Here is a 15,823-nt window from a genome sequence, read left to right as displayed (position 1 = left end):
CCCTCGAATGCAGATCGACAAACTCAAACACCAGCACGCCGACATCCTGGCGCGCCTGGCAGCCCTGCGCCAACTCACCCATGCGGGCGTGGCCCCGAACGCACCCGCGATTGCCGCCGGCATTGTGGGGATGAGCGCCGTGATCAAGCTGCACCTGGCCGTGGAGGACCAGGCCCTGTACCCAGCCCTGCAGCGCAGCCACGATGCCGATATGGCGCACATGGGGCAGCTGTACCAGGACGAAATGGCGCAGCTGGCCGAGGCCTATGACGGCTTTGTACGCCGCTGGAACACCGCACAGCGCCTGCGCGCGGACACCGAAGGGTTCCGCGCCGATGCCAACGATGTGCTGCGCCGCCTGCATGCCCGCATGCAGCGCGAGAACCGCGAGTTTTACCCACGCATCGAGGCTCTGGCCTAGGTCATTGTTTTTTGAGAGTGGCACCTTGGGCCCTGCTTGCAGGGCCCTTTTTTTGCGGGGTGTCTCACATCCGACGCCATGCATGACGGCGCTGCATCGGGTCTCGCCCCCCTGGAACCCCGCCTCAGGGCATTCAGACCCGGCATTCCCCCGGTGTTGCCAGGCACAGGAAAAATGGTTGAAATCGGTACCACTCGCTGTACATTCCCCCCGGACTGCGGAAGGATTCACATGGCACTTGCACATGCATCACCCGGCCAGGCCCTCGACGTACGCCCACTGGGGCTGCGCCTTGCGGACGCGAAAACTTCGGCCCTGTTCAAGTCGGAGGATCTCGAGATCCTGCGCTTGGTCCTGCTGGCGGGCCGGTCCTTCCCGCAGCACAAGGTGCCCGGGGAGGTCACGATCCACTGCCTCGAAGGCAGCCTCGACATTCAGCTGGAGGCGCGCAGCGTCCGGCTGGAAGCCGGCGCCCTGCTGTTCCTCACCCGGCACACGGTGCACGCGGTCCACGCCGTGACCGACGCCAGTGCCTTGGTCACCATCTGTCTGAAACCCTGAGCCTGGGACTGTCGGGCCGCAGGCGCTACCCCGCGTGCCGCATTGGCGGCATGCGGCGGGCCATGCCTGCCGCCCGCTATGAGGACGGCGCGTCCGTCAAAACTTCGGGGGACCACCCACCGCCCAGGGCCTTGTACAAGGCCACATGACCCTGCAAGCGCTCCAGCTGCAGTTGCACCGACTGGTCCTGGGCCGCGTAGAGCACGCGTTGTGTCTCCAGCAAAACCAGCAGGCTTTCCGCACCGGCGCGGTAGCGCACCTCGGCCAGCCCCAGTGCACGCTGCGCTTGCTCCAGCTCTTGCCCCTGTGCCTGGATCTGCGCGTCCACCCCTGCCAGGGTGTGCAGCGAGGTCTGCACTTCCCCTGCGGCCTGGACGATGGTCTGCCGGTACGTGGCCAGAAGCTCGACCTGCCGGGCCTGTGCGCGCTCGTGCCCCGCCGCCAGCCGCCCCCCATCAAAGACCGGGGCCACCAGACCGGCGGCCAGCGTGTACAGGGGGTTGTCGAACAGGCGATGCCACCGGTCATCACCACTGCCCAAGCTGGCGGTCAGCGTTACGCGCGGCAGCAAGGCGGCGCGGGCGGCCGCCACGTCGGCGTGCGCCGCTGCCAGCTGCGCTTCCGCCCGTGCCACGTCAGGGCGGCGCACCAGCAATGCCGCAGGCAGCCCGGCATCCAGCGCCGAGGGCCGCAACGCCATCACGCTGCGTGCCGCGATGGGCAGCTCCTGTGCCTGCCCCAGCAGCATGCCCACCGTGGTTTGCGCCTGGACCCTCTGCTGCAGCAGCAGGGCCAGGCTGCGCTGCTGTGTGGCCACCAGCCCGCGCTGCTGGGCCAGGTCCAGCGGCGAAGCAGCCCCGGCCCGCACCCTGGCGTCCACCAGTTGCAGCAAGCGTTCCGCTGCGCGCAGATTGGACTGGGCAATGTCCGCGCGCTCGCGCAGCGCCACCGCTTGCAGCCAGGCACTGGCCACGCCTGCCGTGACCGTCAAGCGCACGGTGTCGCGGTCATGGGCACTGGCCCGCCACGCCGACTCAGCTGCAGCACGTGCAGACCGGTTGCGCCCCCAGAAGTCCAGTTCGTAGCTGGCCGACAGGCTGCCCCCATAGCGCGAGCCGTTGACCGAGGCCTGGCCACCGAGGCGGTCTTCCCGGCGCGCCTCCACGCCGGCGGTCAACTCCGGCAGCAACTGGGCGCCTGCCAGTCGGGCACTGGCAGCCGCCTGGTGCACACGGGCGGTGGCCGCAGCCACATCCCAGCTGTCACGCTCGGCCTGGGCCACCAGGGCATCGAGTTCGGCGCTGCCCAGGCTGCGCCACCAGGTCCGGCCGACCCCGGACAAGCCCCCCTGTGGGGCCTGCTGCCACTGCGCAGGCAGGGCCGGCGCCCAGTGGGTGGTGTCCACCACGGGTGCGGTGCATCCCGTGAAGGCCAAGACCGCCGCACATGCGCCGGCGGTGGTAAATCGCTGCATTCCTACTCTCCTGCCAAAGCCCGCACCGGATCCAGGCGAGCTGCCGTCTGCGTGGGCTTGTAGCCAAAGACCAGCCCGGTGATCACCGCACAGGCGAAGGCACCCAGCATGGCGCGCACGGAAAACACCACCGGCACCCCCACGGCGATCAGCACCGCCCCCAGCGCCAGCCCCACGAACAGACCGGCGCTGCCGCCGACCAGCGTCACCAGGCTGGCCTCTGCCAGGAACTGCCGCAGGATGTCGCGCTGGCGCGCACCCACGGCCATGCGGATGCCGATTTCGCGCGTCCGCTCCTTCACCGTCATCAGCATCACATTCATCACGCTGATGCCGCCCACCACGAGCGAGACGGCGGCAATCAGGCCCAGCATCATGGCCATGCTCTGGCGGGTGGCGGCCTCCGCCTGGATGCGCGCAGCCGCATTGCCGATGCCAAAGTCTTCCCGCCCGCCATGGCGGGCGATCAGCAATTGCCGCATGGCAGTTTCTGCTGCGTGGACGTCCGCGGAAGACATGGCCTCCACCACCACATAGTCCGGCTGGGTCTGGCTTTGGTAGACCCGGGCGCGGCCTGCGTTGTAGGGGATGAACACCATGTCGTCATAGTCCTGCGCCCCGGACTCCGCGCCGCGCTCGCTCATCACCCCGATCACCTCGAAAGCCGAGGTACCGATGATGAGTTGCTGGCCCAAGGGATGGGGGGTATCGGGGAAGAAATGCTGCCAAGCCTTGTGCCCCAGCACGACCAGGGGGGCCAGGTCGTGGTCTTCAGCGGCGGTGTAAAAGCGCCCTTGCGCCACCAACCAGTGGTGGACGGCCGGCATCTCCTCGCTGGCAGCAAACACGTAGAGCTGCTTGTCCACACTGCCGTACCGCACCGTCACCGGGTCACCGATCACGGGCAGCACGCGCCGGATCTCTGCCAGCTCGCGCACGGCCTGCAGGTCTTCCTCTGTCAACTGCCCTGCCGGCCCGCCTGTGACCGGGGGCTTGCTGCCCATGTACAGGATGGCCGTGCCCATGGTGCCCATGCGCTCCATGACCTGGCGGCGTGCACCTTCGCCAATCGCCAGCATCACGATCACCGAGGCCACGCCAATCACGATCCCCAGCAAGGTCAGGCTGGTGCGCACCCGGTTGATGACCATGCCACGCCAGGCGCTGCGTGCCGCTTCCCGCAGGTCGGCCCACCAGACCGCCGTGGCCGCAGGCGACCGCGCCAGTTCTGGGGGCTCTGCCAAGGCCGCCTCCCGGGGCGCCGGGGCAGGCTCCCGGCTGTCGCTGACGATGCGGCCGTCGTGGATTTCAATCACCCGCCGTGCCTGGGCCGCCACCGCCCGGTCGTGCGTGATCAGCACGATCGTGTGCCCGGCATCGGCCAGTTCGTGCAGCAGCGCCATGACTTCGGCCCCGCTGTGGGAGTCCAGGGCCCCGGTGGGTTCATCGGCCAGGATGACGTCCCCCCCATTCATCAGCGCGCGCGCAATCGATACCCGCTGCTGCTGCCCGCCCGACAGCTGGTGGGGCCGGTTGTGCCGCCGGGCCTCCAGGCCCAGCCGCGCCAACAACTGCTGGGCCCGCTGCGCCCGGGCGTCCGGGTGCAGGCCGGCATAGATGGCCGGCATTTCCACGTTCTCCTGGGCGGTCTCGCTCGCAATCAGGTGGTAGCCCTGAAACACGAAGCCAAAGGCTTCGCGGCGCAGCCAGGCCAAGGCGTCCGCATCCAGCAGCCCGACATCCTGGCCCTGAAAGTGGTAACTGCCGTGGCTGGGGCGGTCCAGGCACCCCAAAATATTCATCAGCGTGGACTTGCCCGATCCCGAGCTGCCCACCACCGCCACAAACTCCCCCGCGTGAATCTCCAGGTCGATGCCATGCAGCACGGTCACTTGCGGTGGGCCGCCACGGCCACCGCCGTAGTGCTTGCCAATGCCGCGCAGGGCAATCAAGGGCACCGTGTCGTCTGCGGCCATCGGCAGTGCTGCGGCGTCGACACTCACCATTGCAGCCACCGCAGTCCGCCCGCGTTCACCGTTTCACCCGTGATCACCGGCTCGCCCTCTTGCAGCCCCTGCGGCACGGCCACCCGGTGGCGGCTGCGCACCCCGGTGTGCACCGTGCGCGGCTCTGGCTGTCCACGCGCATTCAGGACCCGCACCACCTGCTCGCCCTCCTGCGCCCCTGGCTGCACCGCCACCAGGGGCACGGTCAGCACCTGCTCGACGCGGGCCGTGACAAAGACCACCTGGGCGGTCATCTGCGGCATCAGCTCGGCATCCAGGTTGTCCACGTCGAACAGCACCGTATAGGCCACCGCCTTGGTGGCCGGCGCAGGCGTGCCTGCCACGGCACCGGCCGCCGCCTGGCTGACCGACGGCGCAGGCAAGACCTGGCGCACATGGCTGTGCCAGCGGCGCGGCTGGTCCTGGCCGGCACTGCCCAGCGTGGTGAAGTACACCGGCATGCCTTGCTTCACCCGGCGCACATCGGCTTCCGACACGTCGGTCCAGACCGTCATCGCCGTCAGATCGGCAATCCGCAGGATATTGGGCGTCTGGTAGGTGGCATTGAGCGTCTGCCCTTCACGGGCCTCGACCGTAACCACGGTCCCGGCCATCGGGGCGTAGATGCGCGTATAGCCCAGGCGGGCTTCGTCGGCCTGCAGCGTGGCCTGCGTCTGCGCGATCTGTGCCTTCAGGTGCTCGACGCGCGCCGCCGCGCCCACCAACTGGGCTTGGGCCGACTGCACATCCTCTTCGCGCGTCGCGCCGTCCCTGTCCATCTGCTGCTGGCGGTCCCACTGCTGCTGGGCCAGCCGGTGTTGGGCCTGCTGCTCCGCCAGCTGCACGCGCAAACCTGCCAGCGAGGCCCGCCCGGCATCCACGGTGGCGCGCTGCACGCTGGGATCGATCTCGACCAGCAAGGCACCCTTTTCGACCGTGGCGCCCGGTGCCACCAGCAAGCGCGTGATCTGCCCCGACACCTGCGCCCCGACATCCACATAGCGGCGCGGCTGCAAGGTGCCAATTGCCGTCACCGTGGCCTCCACATCGCCGCGCACCGCCGGCTCCGTCTGGTACGTCGTTCTGGGACGGCTGGCCGCCCACAACACGCCCCCAGCGCACCCCACAACCACCAAGGCCGTCACGGCCCAACGCTTCATTCCACCAAGCTGCATCAAAGCGGCACTTTCAAGAAAAATTGATCGGCTGGCGCCGTGGACCAGTCCACGCGGCCGCCACAGGCCGTCGCCCGCCTTGCATCAAGGCCTGCCAAATCGACCACGGCGCCCCTCACAGCCACGCCAGGACGCAGCCCGTCGCCCCCAACAAGGCAGCGGTCGCGCCGGCACGCACCGTCCAGGGCGGCGACCACGACATCCCGCCCGCGGTCAGCAGCGCCCCCAGGGACCAGAACCCGAGGGCGGCCACCGTGCTGACCGAAGCCCCCCAGCCGAGCACGCAGGGCACCCAGACGCTGGCGAGCAGCAGCAGGCCCCCACCCCGCAGCAGCACACACAGGGGCAGCGGAATCTCGTCCCGCCCGGACCACTGCGGGTAGTGGCGGTCCATGGCACATGCCAGCGCCGCCATGCCGCCCAAGGCCAGCAGCCCTGCAATCACCGAGGCTTGCCACATGCTCATACGCCCGACTCCGGCTGTGCGATGGATCCGGCGGCCTTGCGGGCCACCGAGACGCTGCGTCTGGATTGCGCCGCAGGGGCACGGTGCAACCGGCGCACGACGGCGGCGGCCGCGATACCGGTCGCCAGCACAAACAGCTCGACACCGGCACTTTCCCAATCCCCGTCCCGGAAGTGGGCGGCCAGGTGGTCCCCGGTGGTCATGAAGTTCAGCACGGGCAGCCCCAGGCACAGCAGCGCCAGAACGCCGAGCTGTTCGCGCCAGGCCGCAGCCGGTGGACGCACCCAGGCGTGCAGCACGGCCAGCGCCCACAGGCCGAAGAACACCACCAGCTCCCAGTCGTCCCGGTGGGGCAAGCCCAGGGGGACCAGGCGGTTGGCCCACAGAAAGCTGATACAGGCCACGGCCAAGCCGGCCACCGCTGCCACATTCAGCCCTTCGATCAGGCGATAGACCGCTGCGGTCGCGCTGCCGAACTCGCCCAGGTGCTTGGCCCGGCGCTTGACCACGAACAAGATCGCCCCCGTGGCCATCATGGCGCTGCCGGCCAGGCCGCAGACGAAGTAGACCCACTTGAGCGCCAGCCCCCCGAAAGTCACCATGTGCAGGCCGCCCAGCACGGACTGCACCAGTGACGGCGTGCCACCATCCACCTCGCCCGGCTGGCGCACCTGCAGTACGTCCCCCGTGGCGGCCGAGAACATGGCCATGCCGCTGGTCGGACTGAGGCGCTGGCGCGTGCCGTCGACGTCGTTCCAGCCATAGACACCGACACGCGCAGCCGCATCACCGGGGTGGTCGATGACCACCGCGCGCACGGGCTGTCCCATCAGGGCCTGCCCGCGCAGCACCAAAGGCTCCAGCTCCGGCACCGCCATGGCGTGCCCTGTGCGCTGGGGCTTGCCTGGCTCGTTGAGGGCGGCCAGAAAAGTGCGCGTGCCTTCCTGGCCGACACCAAAGTACGCCGCAATGCCGGCCGGCATGAAGGTCAGGCCGGAGAGAGCGATCCCGGTATAGGCAATCATCAGCTGGAAGGGCAGCGTCAGCACCGCCACGGCATTGTGGGCATCCAGCCAGCTGCGCTGCCCCTTGCCAGGGCGAAAGGTGAAGAAGTCCTTCAAGATGCGCCGGTGCGTGATCACGCCACTGACCAGGGCCACCAGCATCGCCAGGGCCGCCCCCCCGACGATCCACAACCCCACCCGGCCGGCGTGCAGTTCGTAGTGGAAGTTGACAAAGTGGTGCCCCCCCAGGGTCTGGCGCAGTGGCGGGTGGCTGGACTCCGGCAAGGGGGTGCCGGTGCGCGGGTCCAGTTGGGCGGCAACGTACTGGCCTTGGGCATCCAGCCAGTACACGCGCAGCTCGCCCGCGCCGCGGGCATCGGCCGGCCACAGCTCCCACATGCCAGCCCCGGGGTGCTGCTGCGCCATATAGGCCAGGCCCCACGCCAGGCGCTGGTGCAGGGTGCCCGTCGGTTCGGCCTCGCTGTCAGAGACTTGCGCCGCCGCTTCTTCGGCATGGTGCTCCGGGGTCATCCAGTGGGTGATGGGCTCGGCAAAGACCGCCAAAGTACCGGTCAGAAAGATGGCAAACAGCAGCCAGGAGCACCACAGGCCACACCAGGTGTGCAGCCAGGCCTGCGCCTGCCGCCATCCGCCTTGCGCCGCACCACTGCGAGAAAGAGGTTGCTGCATCGCTCAGCCCCCCCGCTGTGCCAGCCACACGGCCGCCAGCAACAGGCCCAGAGTGGCCGCCGCAAAGACGCCCACCACCCGGGCCAGCGCCACCGGGGAGAACGCCCAGATCATGGCAGCCACGTACGCCAGCCAACCGGTCTGCTCCCCCGCCAGGATGCCGTCCACGCGCGCGGCATCCCACGCCCCCCACAACACCGCCCAGGCACTGGCCAGGGCATACCCCCCCAGGACCGCCACCAGGGCACGCCACGTCCAACCCACGCCCAACTGGCGGGTGCTTGCTTGACTCATGTCCATGCCCCGTTCAGAAACGTCCCTTGAGGGTCACGGTCACCGTGCGCTTTTCGCCATAGAAATTGCCATAGCCGGCGTAGCCCACGGTGCTGTAGTAGGTCTTGTCGAACAGGTTGCCCACGTTCATGGCGATGCTCCAGTCCGGGTTGACGGCATAGCCCAGGCGTGCGGACCAGACAGCGTGTCCCGGCGATGTGAACTGGTACGGCGTCCACGCGCCGTCATAGCGCCCCGTCCCCGGGTTGTAGGCATTGATGCCGCTGGCGCGGAAATGCGCACTCTGCGCCACCACCCCCGCGCCCATGCTCCAGCCGCGCCAAACGCCCCCCAGGCGGTAGTCGGCCCAGGCCTTGAACAAATGGCGCGGCGTGACCGTGCTGAACTGGGCATCGCCCTGGCGCTTGTCTTCGTTGTCGTTGAAGGTGTAGCCCACGGCCACCTGCAGGTTGGGGGTGACGCGGCCGGTCAGCTCCAGGTCGATGCCTTGGCTCAGCTGGTAGCCATCGCGGAAATAGCAGCAGCCCCCGCGCCAGTCGGTCTGCGGGTAGGCGGGGTCCACCACCGCCTGCCCCTTCTTCTCCGTACGGAACAGGGCGGCACTGGCGATCAGGTCCTTGGTCCACTCGCCCTTGATCCCCAGTTCATAGGTGCGCCCCCGCACCGGGTCCAGCGGTGTGCCCGGCAACGGTGCCGAGAACTTGCCGGCTTGCGACTGGTAAATCTCTGCCGTGCTGGCATACAGGCTGATGGTCTTCGACAGGTCATAGACCACGCCAGCGTAGGGCACGAACACATGGCTTTCACGGCTTTGCGCATTCAATGCACCATCCATGCCATGCTGCGTGTTGCGGTCCTGCAGCGTGTAACGTCCGCCCAGCACCACCGCCCAGTCCTGCACGGGCCGCAGACGCAGCGAGCCATACAGCCCCGACTTCTGGTTGCGCGTTTGCGAACCACTGGTCCAGTTGCCCAGGGGGTAGCCCGGGTCCGCGGGTGGCGTGCGGTCAAAGATGTCGGCAGGGCCGATCCTGGGCCACAGACTGCGCACCACATCGTTGGTGCGCTGCATGTCCCAGCCCACGATCACGTCATGGCGCCGGCCCCAGGCGTCAAACCCGCCCTGCAGGTGCATGTCCAGGCTGGTTTCCCGTGCGCGGGACTGGTTTTGGTGGATCCACCAGTCGGTCCCCTGCAGGGTGACGGGGTCGGGGGTCCCTTCAATTTCCGCCGCGTTCACGCCTTCCTCAAAGCGCGTGTGCCGCAGCTGCGCCTTCAATTGCCAAGCGTTGGAGAGCTGGTGCTCCAGCTTGGCAAACACGGTCTTGTTCTCGCGCGCAATCCAGTTCCAGGGGGCACCCATGTTGGTGTCGCGCGGCAGGCCGATGTCACTGCCGTCGGCATAGCGCGGCAGGCTGGCATTGAAGCCCGTGTTGCGGTCTTTCTGGTAGCTGCCGCCCAGCATCAGCAGCGTGTCGGTGCCCACATCCAGCTCCAGCACGCCGTACAGCATCTGCCGCTTCAGGCGCGAGGGATCGGCCATTTCGCTGCGGTCATGGTGGACCGCCACAAAACGCCCACGCAAACTGCCCTCGGCATTCAGGGCCCCGGTGCCATCGATTTCGGCACGGTAGTTGTTGAGCGTGCCGCCCGACATCAGCACCTGCATCTGCCGCTGGGGCAACGCGCGCTTGTAGGTGAAGTTGATCACGCCGCCGGCCTCACCCGCGCCAAACAGCCCGTCCGCGCTGCATAGCAGTCGTCTGCATCAACTGAAGCAAACGGTTGCTCAGCCTCGGCTGCCCTCTAGTCGTGTGCTCTCCACGCATGCTTTTACGCCCATAACTGCCTGATAGAACCTATGGACTCTTCAAGCGACTCTTTGTGTGATCAGACGCCCTCTATATCTCGCTGTACATGCAGCGCCTGCCCCATAGAAGAAAAAGCGCTCCATCAGAGCGCTTTTTTCGTAGCAAAAGAGATCAATCTGCAGCGATGAAAGTCTAGATATCACTGGCAAAAATCACAAAGAGCCGCTTGGGTTTACGACTTTACGGTTACAAATCACCGCCCCGCAAACCCGCATGAATGCTTGCCCTGTGTTTACGACTTTATTTGCCGGTTTACGACTTTAATTACCCAGAACAACAACAGCCAGCCATCGCTGGCGTCGCTTATTCGACCGTCACGCTCTTGGCCAGGTTGCGGGGCTTGTCCACATCGGTGCCGCGCGCCACGGCCGTGTGGTAGGCCAGCAGTTGCAGCGGCACCACGTGCAAGATGGGGCTGAGGGCGCCGTAGTTCTCCGGCATGCGGATCACGTGCAGGCCTTCGGCGTTGTCGATGTTGGTCTTGGCATCGGCCAGCACATACAGCACCCCGCCGCGCGCGCGCACTTCCTGCATGTTGCTCTTGAGCTTTTCCAGCAGTTCGTCGTTGGGCGCCACAGTCACCACCGGCATGGAACTGTCGACCAGCGCCAGCGGACCGTGCTTGAGTTCCCCGGCGGGATAGGCCTCGGCGTGGATGTAGGTGATCTCCTTGAGCTTGAGCGCTCCTTCCAGCGCGATCGGATAGTGCATGCCACGCCCCAGGAACAGCGCGTTCTGGTGCTTGGCAAAGTTCTCGGCCCAGCTGACCACCTGGGGCTCCAGCGCCAGCACCGACTGCAAGGCCACGGGCAGGTGGCGCATTGCCGTCAGGTACTCCTGCTCCTTGGCCTCGGTCAGCTTGCCTTTGGACTGGGCCAGCGCCAGGGTCAGCAGGAACAGGCCGGCCAGTTGCGTGGTGAAGGCCTTGGTCGACGCCACACCGATTTCCACGCCGGCCCGCGTGATGTAGGCCAGTTTGCACTCGCGCACCATGGCGCTGGTGGCCACGTTGCAGATGGTCAGCGTGTGCGCCATGCCCAGGCTCTGCGCATGGCGCAGGGCGGCCAGGGTGTCCGCTGTTTCGCCCGACTGGCTGATGGTGACCACCAGGGTCCGGGGATTGGGCACGCTGGTGCGGTAGCGGTATTCGCTGGCCACTTCCACGTTGCAGGGAATGCCGGCAATGCCTTCCAGCCAGTACTTGGCGGTGCAGCCGCTGTAATAGCTGGTGCCACAGGCCAGGATCAGGACGTTGTCGATCTCCTGGAACACCCGCCAGGCCGCCGTGCCATCGGCGCCGTCAAACAGCTCGGGGGCGATGTTGACGATGCCTTCCAGCGTGTCGCCAATCGCGCGCGGCTGCTCGAAGATTTCCTTTTGCATGTAGTGGCGGTAGGGGCCCAGCTCCACGGCACCGCTGTGCGCGTGCACGGTCTTGACCGGGCGCTGCTCGGGCAGCACGGCATGGCCGCTCTTGTTGCTGATCCAGTAGCGGCCGGGCTGCAGGTCCACCAGGTCGCCCTCTTCCAGATAGACGATCTGGTCGGTCACGCCGGCCACGGCCATGGCGTCGCTGGCCAGGAAGAATTCGCTGTTGTCCTGGCCCACGCCCAGCACCAGGGGCGAGCCGGCACGCCCGCCGACCACGCGGTGCGGCTCGTCCTTGTGCATCACTGCAATCGCATAGGCACCATGCAGCTGGGCGCGCGCCGCCTTCACGGCCTCGAACAGATCGCCGTCGTACAGGCTGTCCACCAGGTGACAGACCACCTCGGTGTCGGTCTGGCTGGCAAAGATGTAGCCCTTGGCCTGCAGGTCGGCACGCAGCGCCTCGTAGTTCTCGATGATGCCGTTGTGCACCAGCGCCACCCGCGCGGGCTTGCCGCCGTCCACGGTTTCGCCCGGGCCATAGCTGAAATGCGGGTGGGCGTTGCGCACGGCCGGTTCACCGTGCGTGGCCCAGCGGGTGTGGGCGATTCCGGTCAGGCCCTGCAGGTCGTCGGTGGTGACCTGCTCCAGCAGCTCGGCCACGCGCGCCGTGCTGCGGGCGCGCTGCAGGCCCTGGCTGATGGGGCTGCCGGCCACCATGCGGTGCACGGCCACGCCGCACGAGTCATAGCCGCGGTACTCCAGGCGCTGCAGGCCTTGCACCAGCAGAGGAACGATGTTGCGCGTAGAAACGGCGCCGACGATGCCACACATAGGCGGAACTCCGAAAGGGTTGGAAGGTGGGGCGATGCTAAAAGCATCGCCATAAAACTTATGATCTATTTTTCACAGTTTCAGAAATTAAATTTCATCAAAAATCATTCAAGAAATTTAATTCCAATTTCCAATGAAATATGAAATTCAAACACCTGATGGCAGCCTGGACCTGACCGATCTGCAGTTGCTGGACCTGCTGCAGCGCGACGCGGGGCAAAGCAATCTGCGCCTGGCCGAGCTGCTGCACATCTCACCCCCGACCTGCCTGCGCCGGGTGCGCCGCCTGCATGCGCTGGGGCTGATCGAGCGCCAGGTCGCCATCGTGCGCCCTGAGGTGCTGGCCCCGCTGGTCGGCCACGGGCTGCAGGCCCTGATCGAGGTGACGCTGGAGCGCCAGCACGCCGAAGCGCTGCAGGCCTTCGAGGCCCTGGCCGTGGCCGAGGACGGGGTGCAGCAGTGCTGGCGCGTCTCGCCCGGACCTGATTTCGTGCTGGTCGTCGCCTGCCGCGACATGCCAGCCTACCTGGCGCTGTCGCAGCGGCTGTTCACCGCCCAGAGCAATGTGCGCAACGTGAAGAGCTTCTTTGCCACCCGGCGGGCCAAGTTCAGCCCGCACCTGCCGCCGCTGGCGCAGTAAAACCAATAGCTGCCCACGCAGGCTGCAAGCGCGTCACAGCCACTTTTGACACAGATTCAGAGGGCACCCGGCCAATCGATGCACACGGTGCAGCCGGCCTGCGGCTGGGCCTCGATGGCCAGCCGCGCCCCATGGCGCTGCGCCACGGTCTGCACCAGGGCCAGACCACAGCCGACCCCGGGAAATTCCGCGTCCCGGTGCATGCGCTGGAACAGCTCCCCCAGGTGCTGGGCACGCTGGCGGTCAAAGCCCACACCCTGGTCCTGCACCTGCAGGCGCCACCAGCCATCGTCCAGGGGCTGGGCGCTGAGACGGACCACGGGCTGCGCCTGGCGGGCCGAAAACTTGACCGCGTTGTGCAGCACCGCCTCGGTCAGGGCCTGCAGCGCGGCGGCATCGGCCATCACGGGCACCGGGGCCTCGGGCAGCGTCCACTGCACCTGCGGGTGCGTGGCCTGCCAGCGCTGCGCCGCATGCCGGGCCACCACCCCCCAGTCGATCAGGCCCAGGACCAAGGGCGCCCGCGCCGCGTGCGAGACCTGGGCCAGGCCGTCCAGCATGGCCGACATCTTGCGCGCCGACTGCTCCATGGTGGTGGTGAACTCGCGCGCATCGGCCACGGCGTCGGCGGCCTGGGGCGCAGCCGCCGCCAGTTCCTCCACCGATTCGCGCAGCAGCGGGGCGAAGGACAGCACATGCCGCAGCGGCGCGCGCAGATCGTGCGCCACGGCACGCATCCAGGCCTCGTGCGCACCCTGCAACTGCGCCAGCTCTTGCTGCTGGCGCGCAATCACGGCCTGGGCCTCCTCCAGGGTCGACGGCAACACGGGGTGCATGGCGCCTCAGGCCTTGGGTTGCTTGGTGGGGCGCTGCCAATTAGCGATCGACACCTGCTTGCCTCGCGCCACATTCAGGGTGCCGGGCGGGGTGTTCTTGGTGATGGTCGAGCCACCACCCACGGTGCCGCCCGCCCCCAGGGTCACCGGCGCCACCAGCACGCAGTTGCTGCCCACGTGCACGTCGGCCTCGATCACGGTGCGGTGCTTGTTGACGCCGTCGTAGTTGGCGGTGATGCTGCCGGCGCCGTAGTTCACGCGCTCGCCCACCGTGGCATCGCCCAGGTAGGCCAGGTGGTTGGCCTTGGCGCCATCGGCCAGGGTCGAGTTCTTGACCTCGACGAAGTTGCCGATGTGCACCTCGCGGCCCAGCTCGGCGCCGGGGCGCAGGCGGGCAAACGGGCCGACCAGCGCCCCCTCGCCCACGCGGGCGCCCAGCTTCTCGCCGTCGATGTGGGTAAAGGGGTGGATCACCGCACCGGCGGCGATCTGGGCATTGCTGATGTGGCAGTAGGCGCCGATGCGCACGCCCTCGCCCACCTCCACCCGTCCGGTGAAGATGCAGCCCACGTCGATCTCCACATCCTGGCCGCAGCGCAGCTGCGCCGGCGTGCCGCGCACGTCGTCGCGCAGGTCCAAACGCGCCGGGTCGGCCAGGCGCACGCCCTGCTCCATCAGGGCATGGGCTGCGCGCAGCTGGTGGGCACGCTCCAGCTCGGCCAGTTGCAAGGGGCTGTTCACGCCGGCGACCTGCACCGCGTCGGTGATGCGGTGTGCCACCACTTCCACCCCGTCGGCCACGGCCATGGCGACGATGTCGGTCAGATAGTACTCGGCCTGGGCGTTGTGGTTGTTCAGCTGGCACAGCCACTGCGCCAGGCGCTGGGCCGGCACGGCCATGATGCCGCTGTAGACCTCGGTGATGGCGCGCTCGGCCTCGCTGGCGTCCTTTTGCTCCACGATGCGCTGCACCGTGCCGGCGTCATTGCGCACGATGCGGCCATAGCCCGTGGGATTGTCCAGCGACACGGTCAGCAGCGCCATGCGTTGGCCCGCAGCGGCGTCGACCAGCGCGGCCAGTGTGTCGGCCTGGGTCAGCGGCACGTCGCCCGACAGGATGACGACCATGCCGTCGCGCGCCAGCACCGGCACGGCCTGCTGCACGGCGTGGCCCGTGCCCAACTGGGGTTCCTGGCGCACGAACTTCAGGTCCAAATGACTGTCAGCCCGCGCTGCGTCGGTGATGACTGCTTCCACTTCTGCAGCACCATGGCCCGTCACCACCACGGCCGAGCGCGCCTGCAACTGCTGCGCCGTGTCCAGCACGTGCTGCAGCAAGGCCCGCCCCGCCAGCTTTTGCAGCACCTTGGGGGTGCGGCTTTTCATGCGGGTGCCTTTGCCGGCAGCCATGACGACGATATCCAGGGGGAGTGCATTCAGGGACATGGGACGCAATCAACTCACAGTGAAACCAGCCAACGCTGGCGATGGTCTTCGATTATCACGCGCCCGGCCGCCGCGCCGGGCGTGATCGGCATGGCCACCGCGACCGTGCCGTGGGACGCAGCCCACACCGCGCCGCCCGGCGTTTGATGTCCGTCAGACAGACGCTGCGCCAGGGCCCTGCCCCCATTGGAAGGCGCCGGCACTTTATGCATCCTGGGCAGGCGTTGTGCGCCGCAGGGCCACCCCACCCCATGTTTCACCGATTTGGAGAGCCCATGACCTTCATGCCGTGGCCCAGCGACTTGATGCTGGGCATCCCCCATGTTGACGCCCAGCACCAGCACCTGGTGGCGCTGATCAATGCCTTGCACGACGAACTCGACAACCCCATCCCGGACCGCGCGGTGGTCGGCGAGGTGCTGGAGGGCCTGGTCGAGTACACGCACAACCACTTCATCGAGGAAGAGGTCATGTTCCAGCGCTACGGCTACCCGCAGGCGACGGCGCACACGGCCGAGCATGGCCAGTTCACCACCCAGGCCATGAACTGGCTGCTGCGTTTCGAGGCCGGGGAAGAGGTGGACCTGGAGGCCATGGCCTTTCTCAAGCACTGGCTGCTGCACCACATCCTGCAGGAGGACCGCGCCTACGTGCCCTTTTTGCAGGCGGCCATCGCCGAGGCCGGTGCGCCGGGCGCTATCACCAGCGAAGCACCCAGCGCTTGCTGAATGGCGCTT

The 15,823-nt window shown here is 67.6% G+C and carries 14 protein-coding genes; 4 read left to right on the top strand and 10 right to left on the bottom strand.

Features of this window, described 5'->3' with window-relative positions; translation table 11 throughout:
• Window positions 1–7: 7 nt before the first annotated feature.
• Together SJH88_RS04585 and SJH88_RS04580 are read left to right on the top strand one after the other, a co-directional pair.
• Window positions 8–421 carry a hemerythrin domain-containing protein gene (locus SJH88_RS04585; RefSeq protein WP_042414897.1) on the top strand — a complete coding sequence of 138 codons (414 nt, stop codon included), beginning with the start codon at window positions 8–10 and terminating at the stop codon, window positions 419–421.
• Window positions 422–652: 231 nt separating this feature from the next.
• Window positions 653–982, top strand: a complete 330-nt coding sequence (locus SJH88_RS04580; protein WP_274753721.1) for a cupin domain-containing protein — start codon at window positions 653–655, stop codon at window positions 980–982.
• A 76-nt stretch (window positions 983–1,058) separates the two neighbouring features.
• On the opposite strand, the gene SJH88_RS04575 is transcribed toward SJH88_RS04580, so the two are convergent.
• The 8 genes from SJH88_RS04575 to glmS form a co-directional block, all read right to left on the bottom strand.
• Window positions 1,059–2,456, bottom strand: a complete 1,398-nt coding sequence (locus tag SJH88_RS04575; RefSeq protein ID WP_274753720.1) for an efflux transporter outer membrane subunit — start codon at window positions 2,454–2,456, stop codon at window positions 1,059–1,061.
• 2 nt (window positions 2,457–2,458) lie between these two features.
• Window positions 2,459–4,462, bottom strand: coding sequence for an ABC transporter permease (locus SJH88_RS04570; protein ID WP_274753719.1), 2,004 nt, complete (start codon window positions 4,460–4,462; stop codon window positions 2,459–2,461).
• Window positions 4,456–5,637, bottom strand: coding sequence for an efflux RND transporter periplasmic adaptor subunit (locus SJH88_RS04565; protein ID WP_420921716.1), 1,182 nt, complete (start codon window positions 5,635–5,637; stop codon window positions 4,456–4,458). The genes SJH88_RS04570 and SJH88_RS04565 overlap by 7 nt, the downstream gene beginning before the upstream one ends.
• 115 nt (window positions 5,638–5,752) lie before the next feature.
• The gene (locus SJH88_RS04560; RefSeq protein ID WP_274753717.1) at window positions 5,753–6,103 is read right to left on the bottom strand and encodes a DUF3325 domain-containing protein; all 351 of its coding nucleotides are present in this window, start codon (window positions 6,101–6,103) and stop codon (window positions 5,753–5,755) included.
• Window positions 6,100–7,797: a PepSY-associated TM helix domain-containing protein gene (locus SJH88_RS04555; RefSeq protein WP_274753716.1), complete on the bottom strand. Its 1,698-nt coding sequence runs from the start codon at window positions 7,795–7,797 to the stop codon at window positions 6,100–6,102. The genes SJH88_RS04560 and SJH88_RS04555 overlap by 4 nt, the downstream gene beginning before the upstream one ends.
• 3 nt (window positions 7,798–7,800) lie before the next feature.
• Window positions 7,801–8,091 carry a hypothetical protein gene (locus tag SJH88_RS04550; RefSeq protein WP_274753715.1) on the bottom strand — a complete coding sequence of 97 codons (291 nt, stop codon included), beginning with the start codon at window positions 8,089–8,091 and terminating at the stop codon, window positions 7,801–7,803.
• A gap of 13 nt (window positions 8,092–8,104) precedes the next feature.
• Complete coding sequence (locus tag SJH88_RS04545) at window positions 8,105–9,829, bottom strand: TonB-dependent siderophore receptor (protein ID WP_274753738.1); 1,725 nt, start codon at window positions 9,827–9,829, stop codon at window positions 8,105–8,107.
• Window positions 9,830–10,265: 436 nt separating this feature from the next.
• Window positions 10,266–12,164, bottom strand: a complete 1,899-nt coding sequence (gene glmS / locus SJH88_RS04540; protein ID WP_154164080.1) for a glutamine--fructose-6-phosphate transaminase (isomerizing) — start codon at window positions 12,162–12,164, stop codon at window positions 10,266–10,268.
• A gap of 133 nt (window positions 12,165–12,297) precedes the next feature.
• Here glmS and SJH88_RS04535 point away from each other — a divergent pair, with 133 nt between their 5' ends.
• Window positions 12,298–12,804: an Lrp/AsnC family transcriptional regulator gene (locus SJH88_RS04535; RefSeq protein WP_270149586.1), complete on the top strand. Its 507-nt coding sequence runs from the start codon at window positions 12,298–12,300 to the stop codon at window positions 12,802–12,804.
• A gap of 56 nt (window positions 12,805–12,860) precedes the next feature.
• Here SJH88_RS04535 and SJH88_RS04530 read toward each other — a convergent pair whose 3' ends face one another.
• Together SJH88_RS04530 and glmU are read right to left on the bottom strand one after the other, a co-directional pair.
• Entirely contained in the window at window positions 12,861–13,640 is a 780-nt protein-coding gene (locus SJH88_RS04530; protein ID WP_274753714.1) for a sensor histidine kinase, read from the bottom strand.
• Window positions 13,641–13,646: 6 nt separating this feature from the next.
• Window positions 13,647–15,086: a bifunctional UDP-N-acetylglucosamine diphosphorylase/glucosamine-1-phosphate N-acetyltransferase GlmU gene (glmU, locus tag SJH88_RS04525; protein WP_274753713.1), complete on the bottom strand. Its 1,440-nt coding sequence runs from the start codon at window positions 15,084–15,086 to the stop codon at window positions 13,647–13,649.
• A 275-nt stretch (window positions 15,087–15,361) separates the two neighbouring features.
• On the opposite strand from glmU, the gene SJH88_RS04520 reads away from it, so the two are divergent.
• The gene (locus SJH88_RS04520; protein WP_274753712.1) at window positions 15,362–15,814 is read left to right on the top strand and encodes a bacteriohemerythrin; all 453 of its coding nucleotides are present in this window, start codon (window positions 15,362–15,364) and stop codon (window positions 15,812–15,814) included.
• Window positions 15,815–15,823 lie beyond the last annotated feature (9 nt).

Origin of the sequence: Comamonas sp. GCA5 (assembly GCF_036541385.1) — a bacterium.
GTDB classification, from domain to species: Bacteria; Pseudomonadota; Gammaproteobacteria; order Burkholderiales; family Burkholderiaceae_C; genus Comamonas; species Comamonas aquatica.
This window is presented reverse-complemented; position numbering and strand designations above follow the sequence as displayed.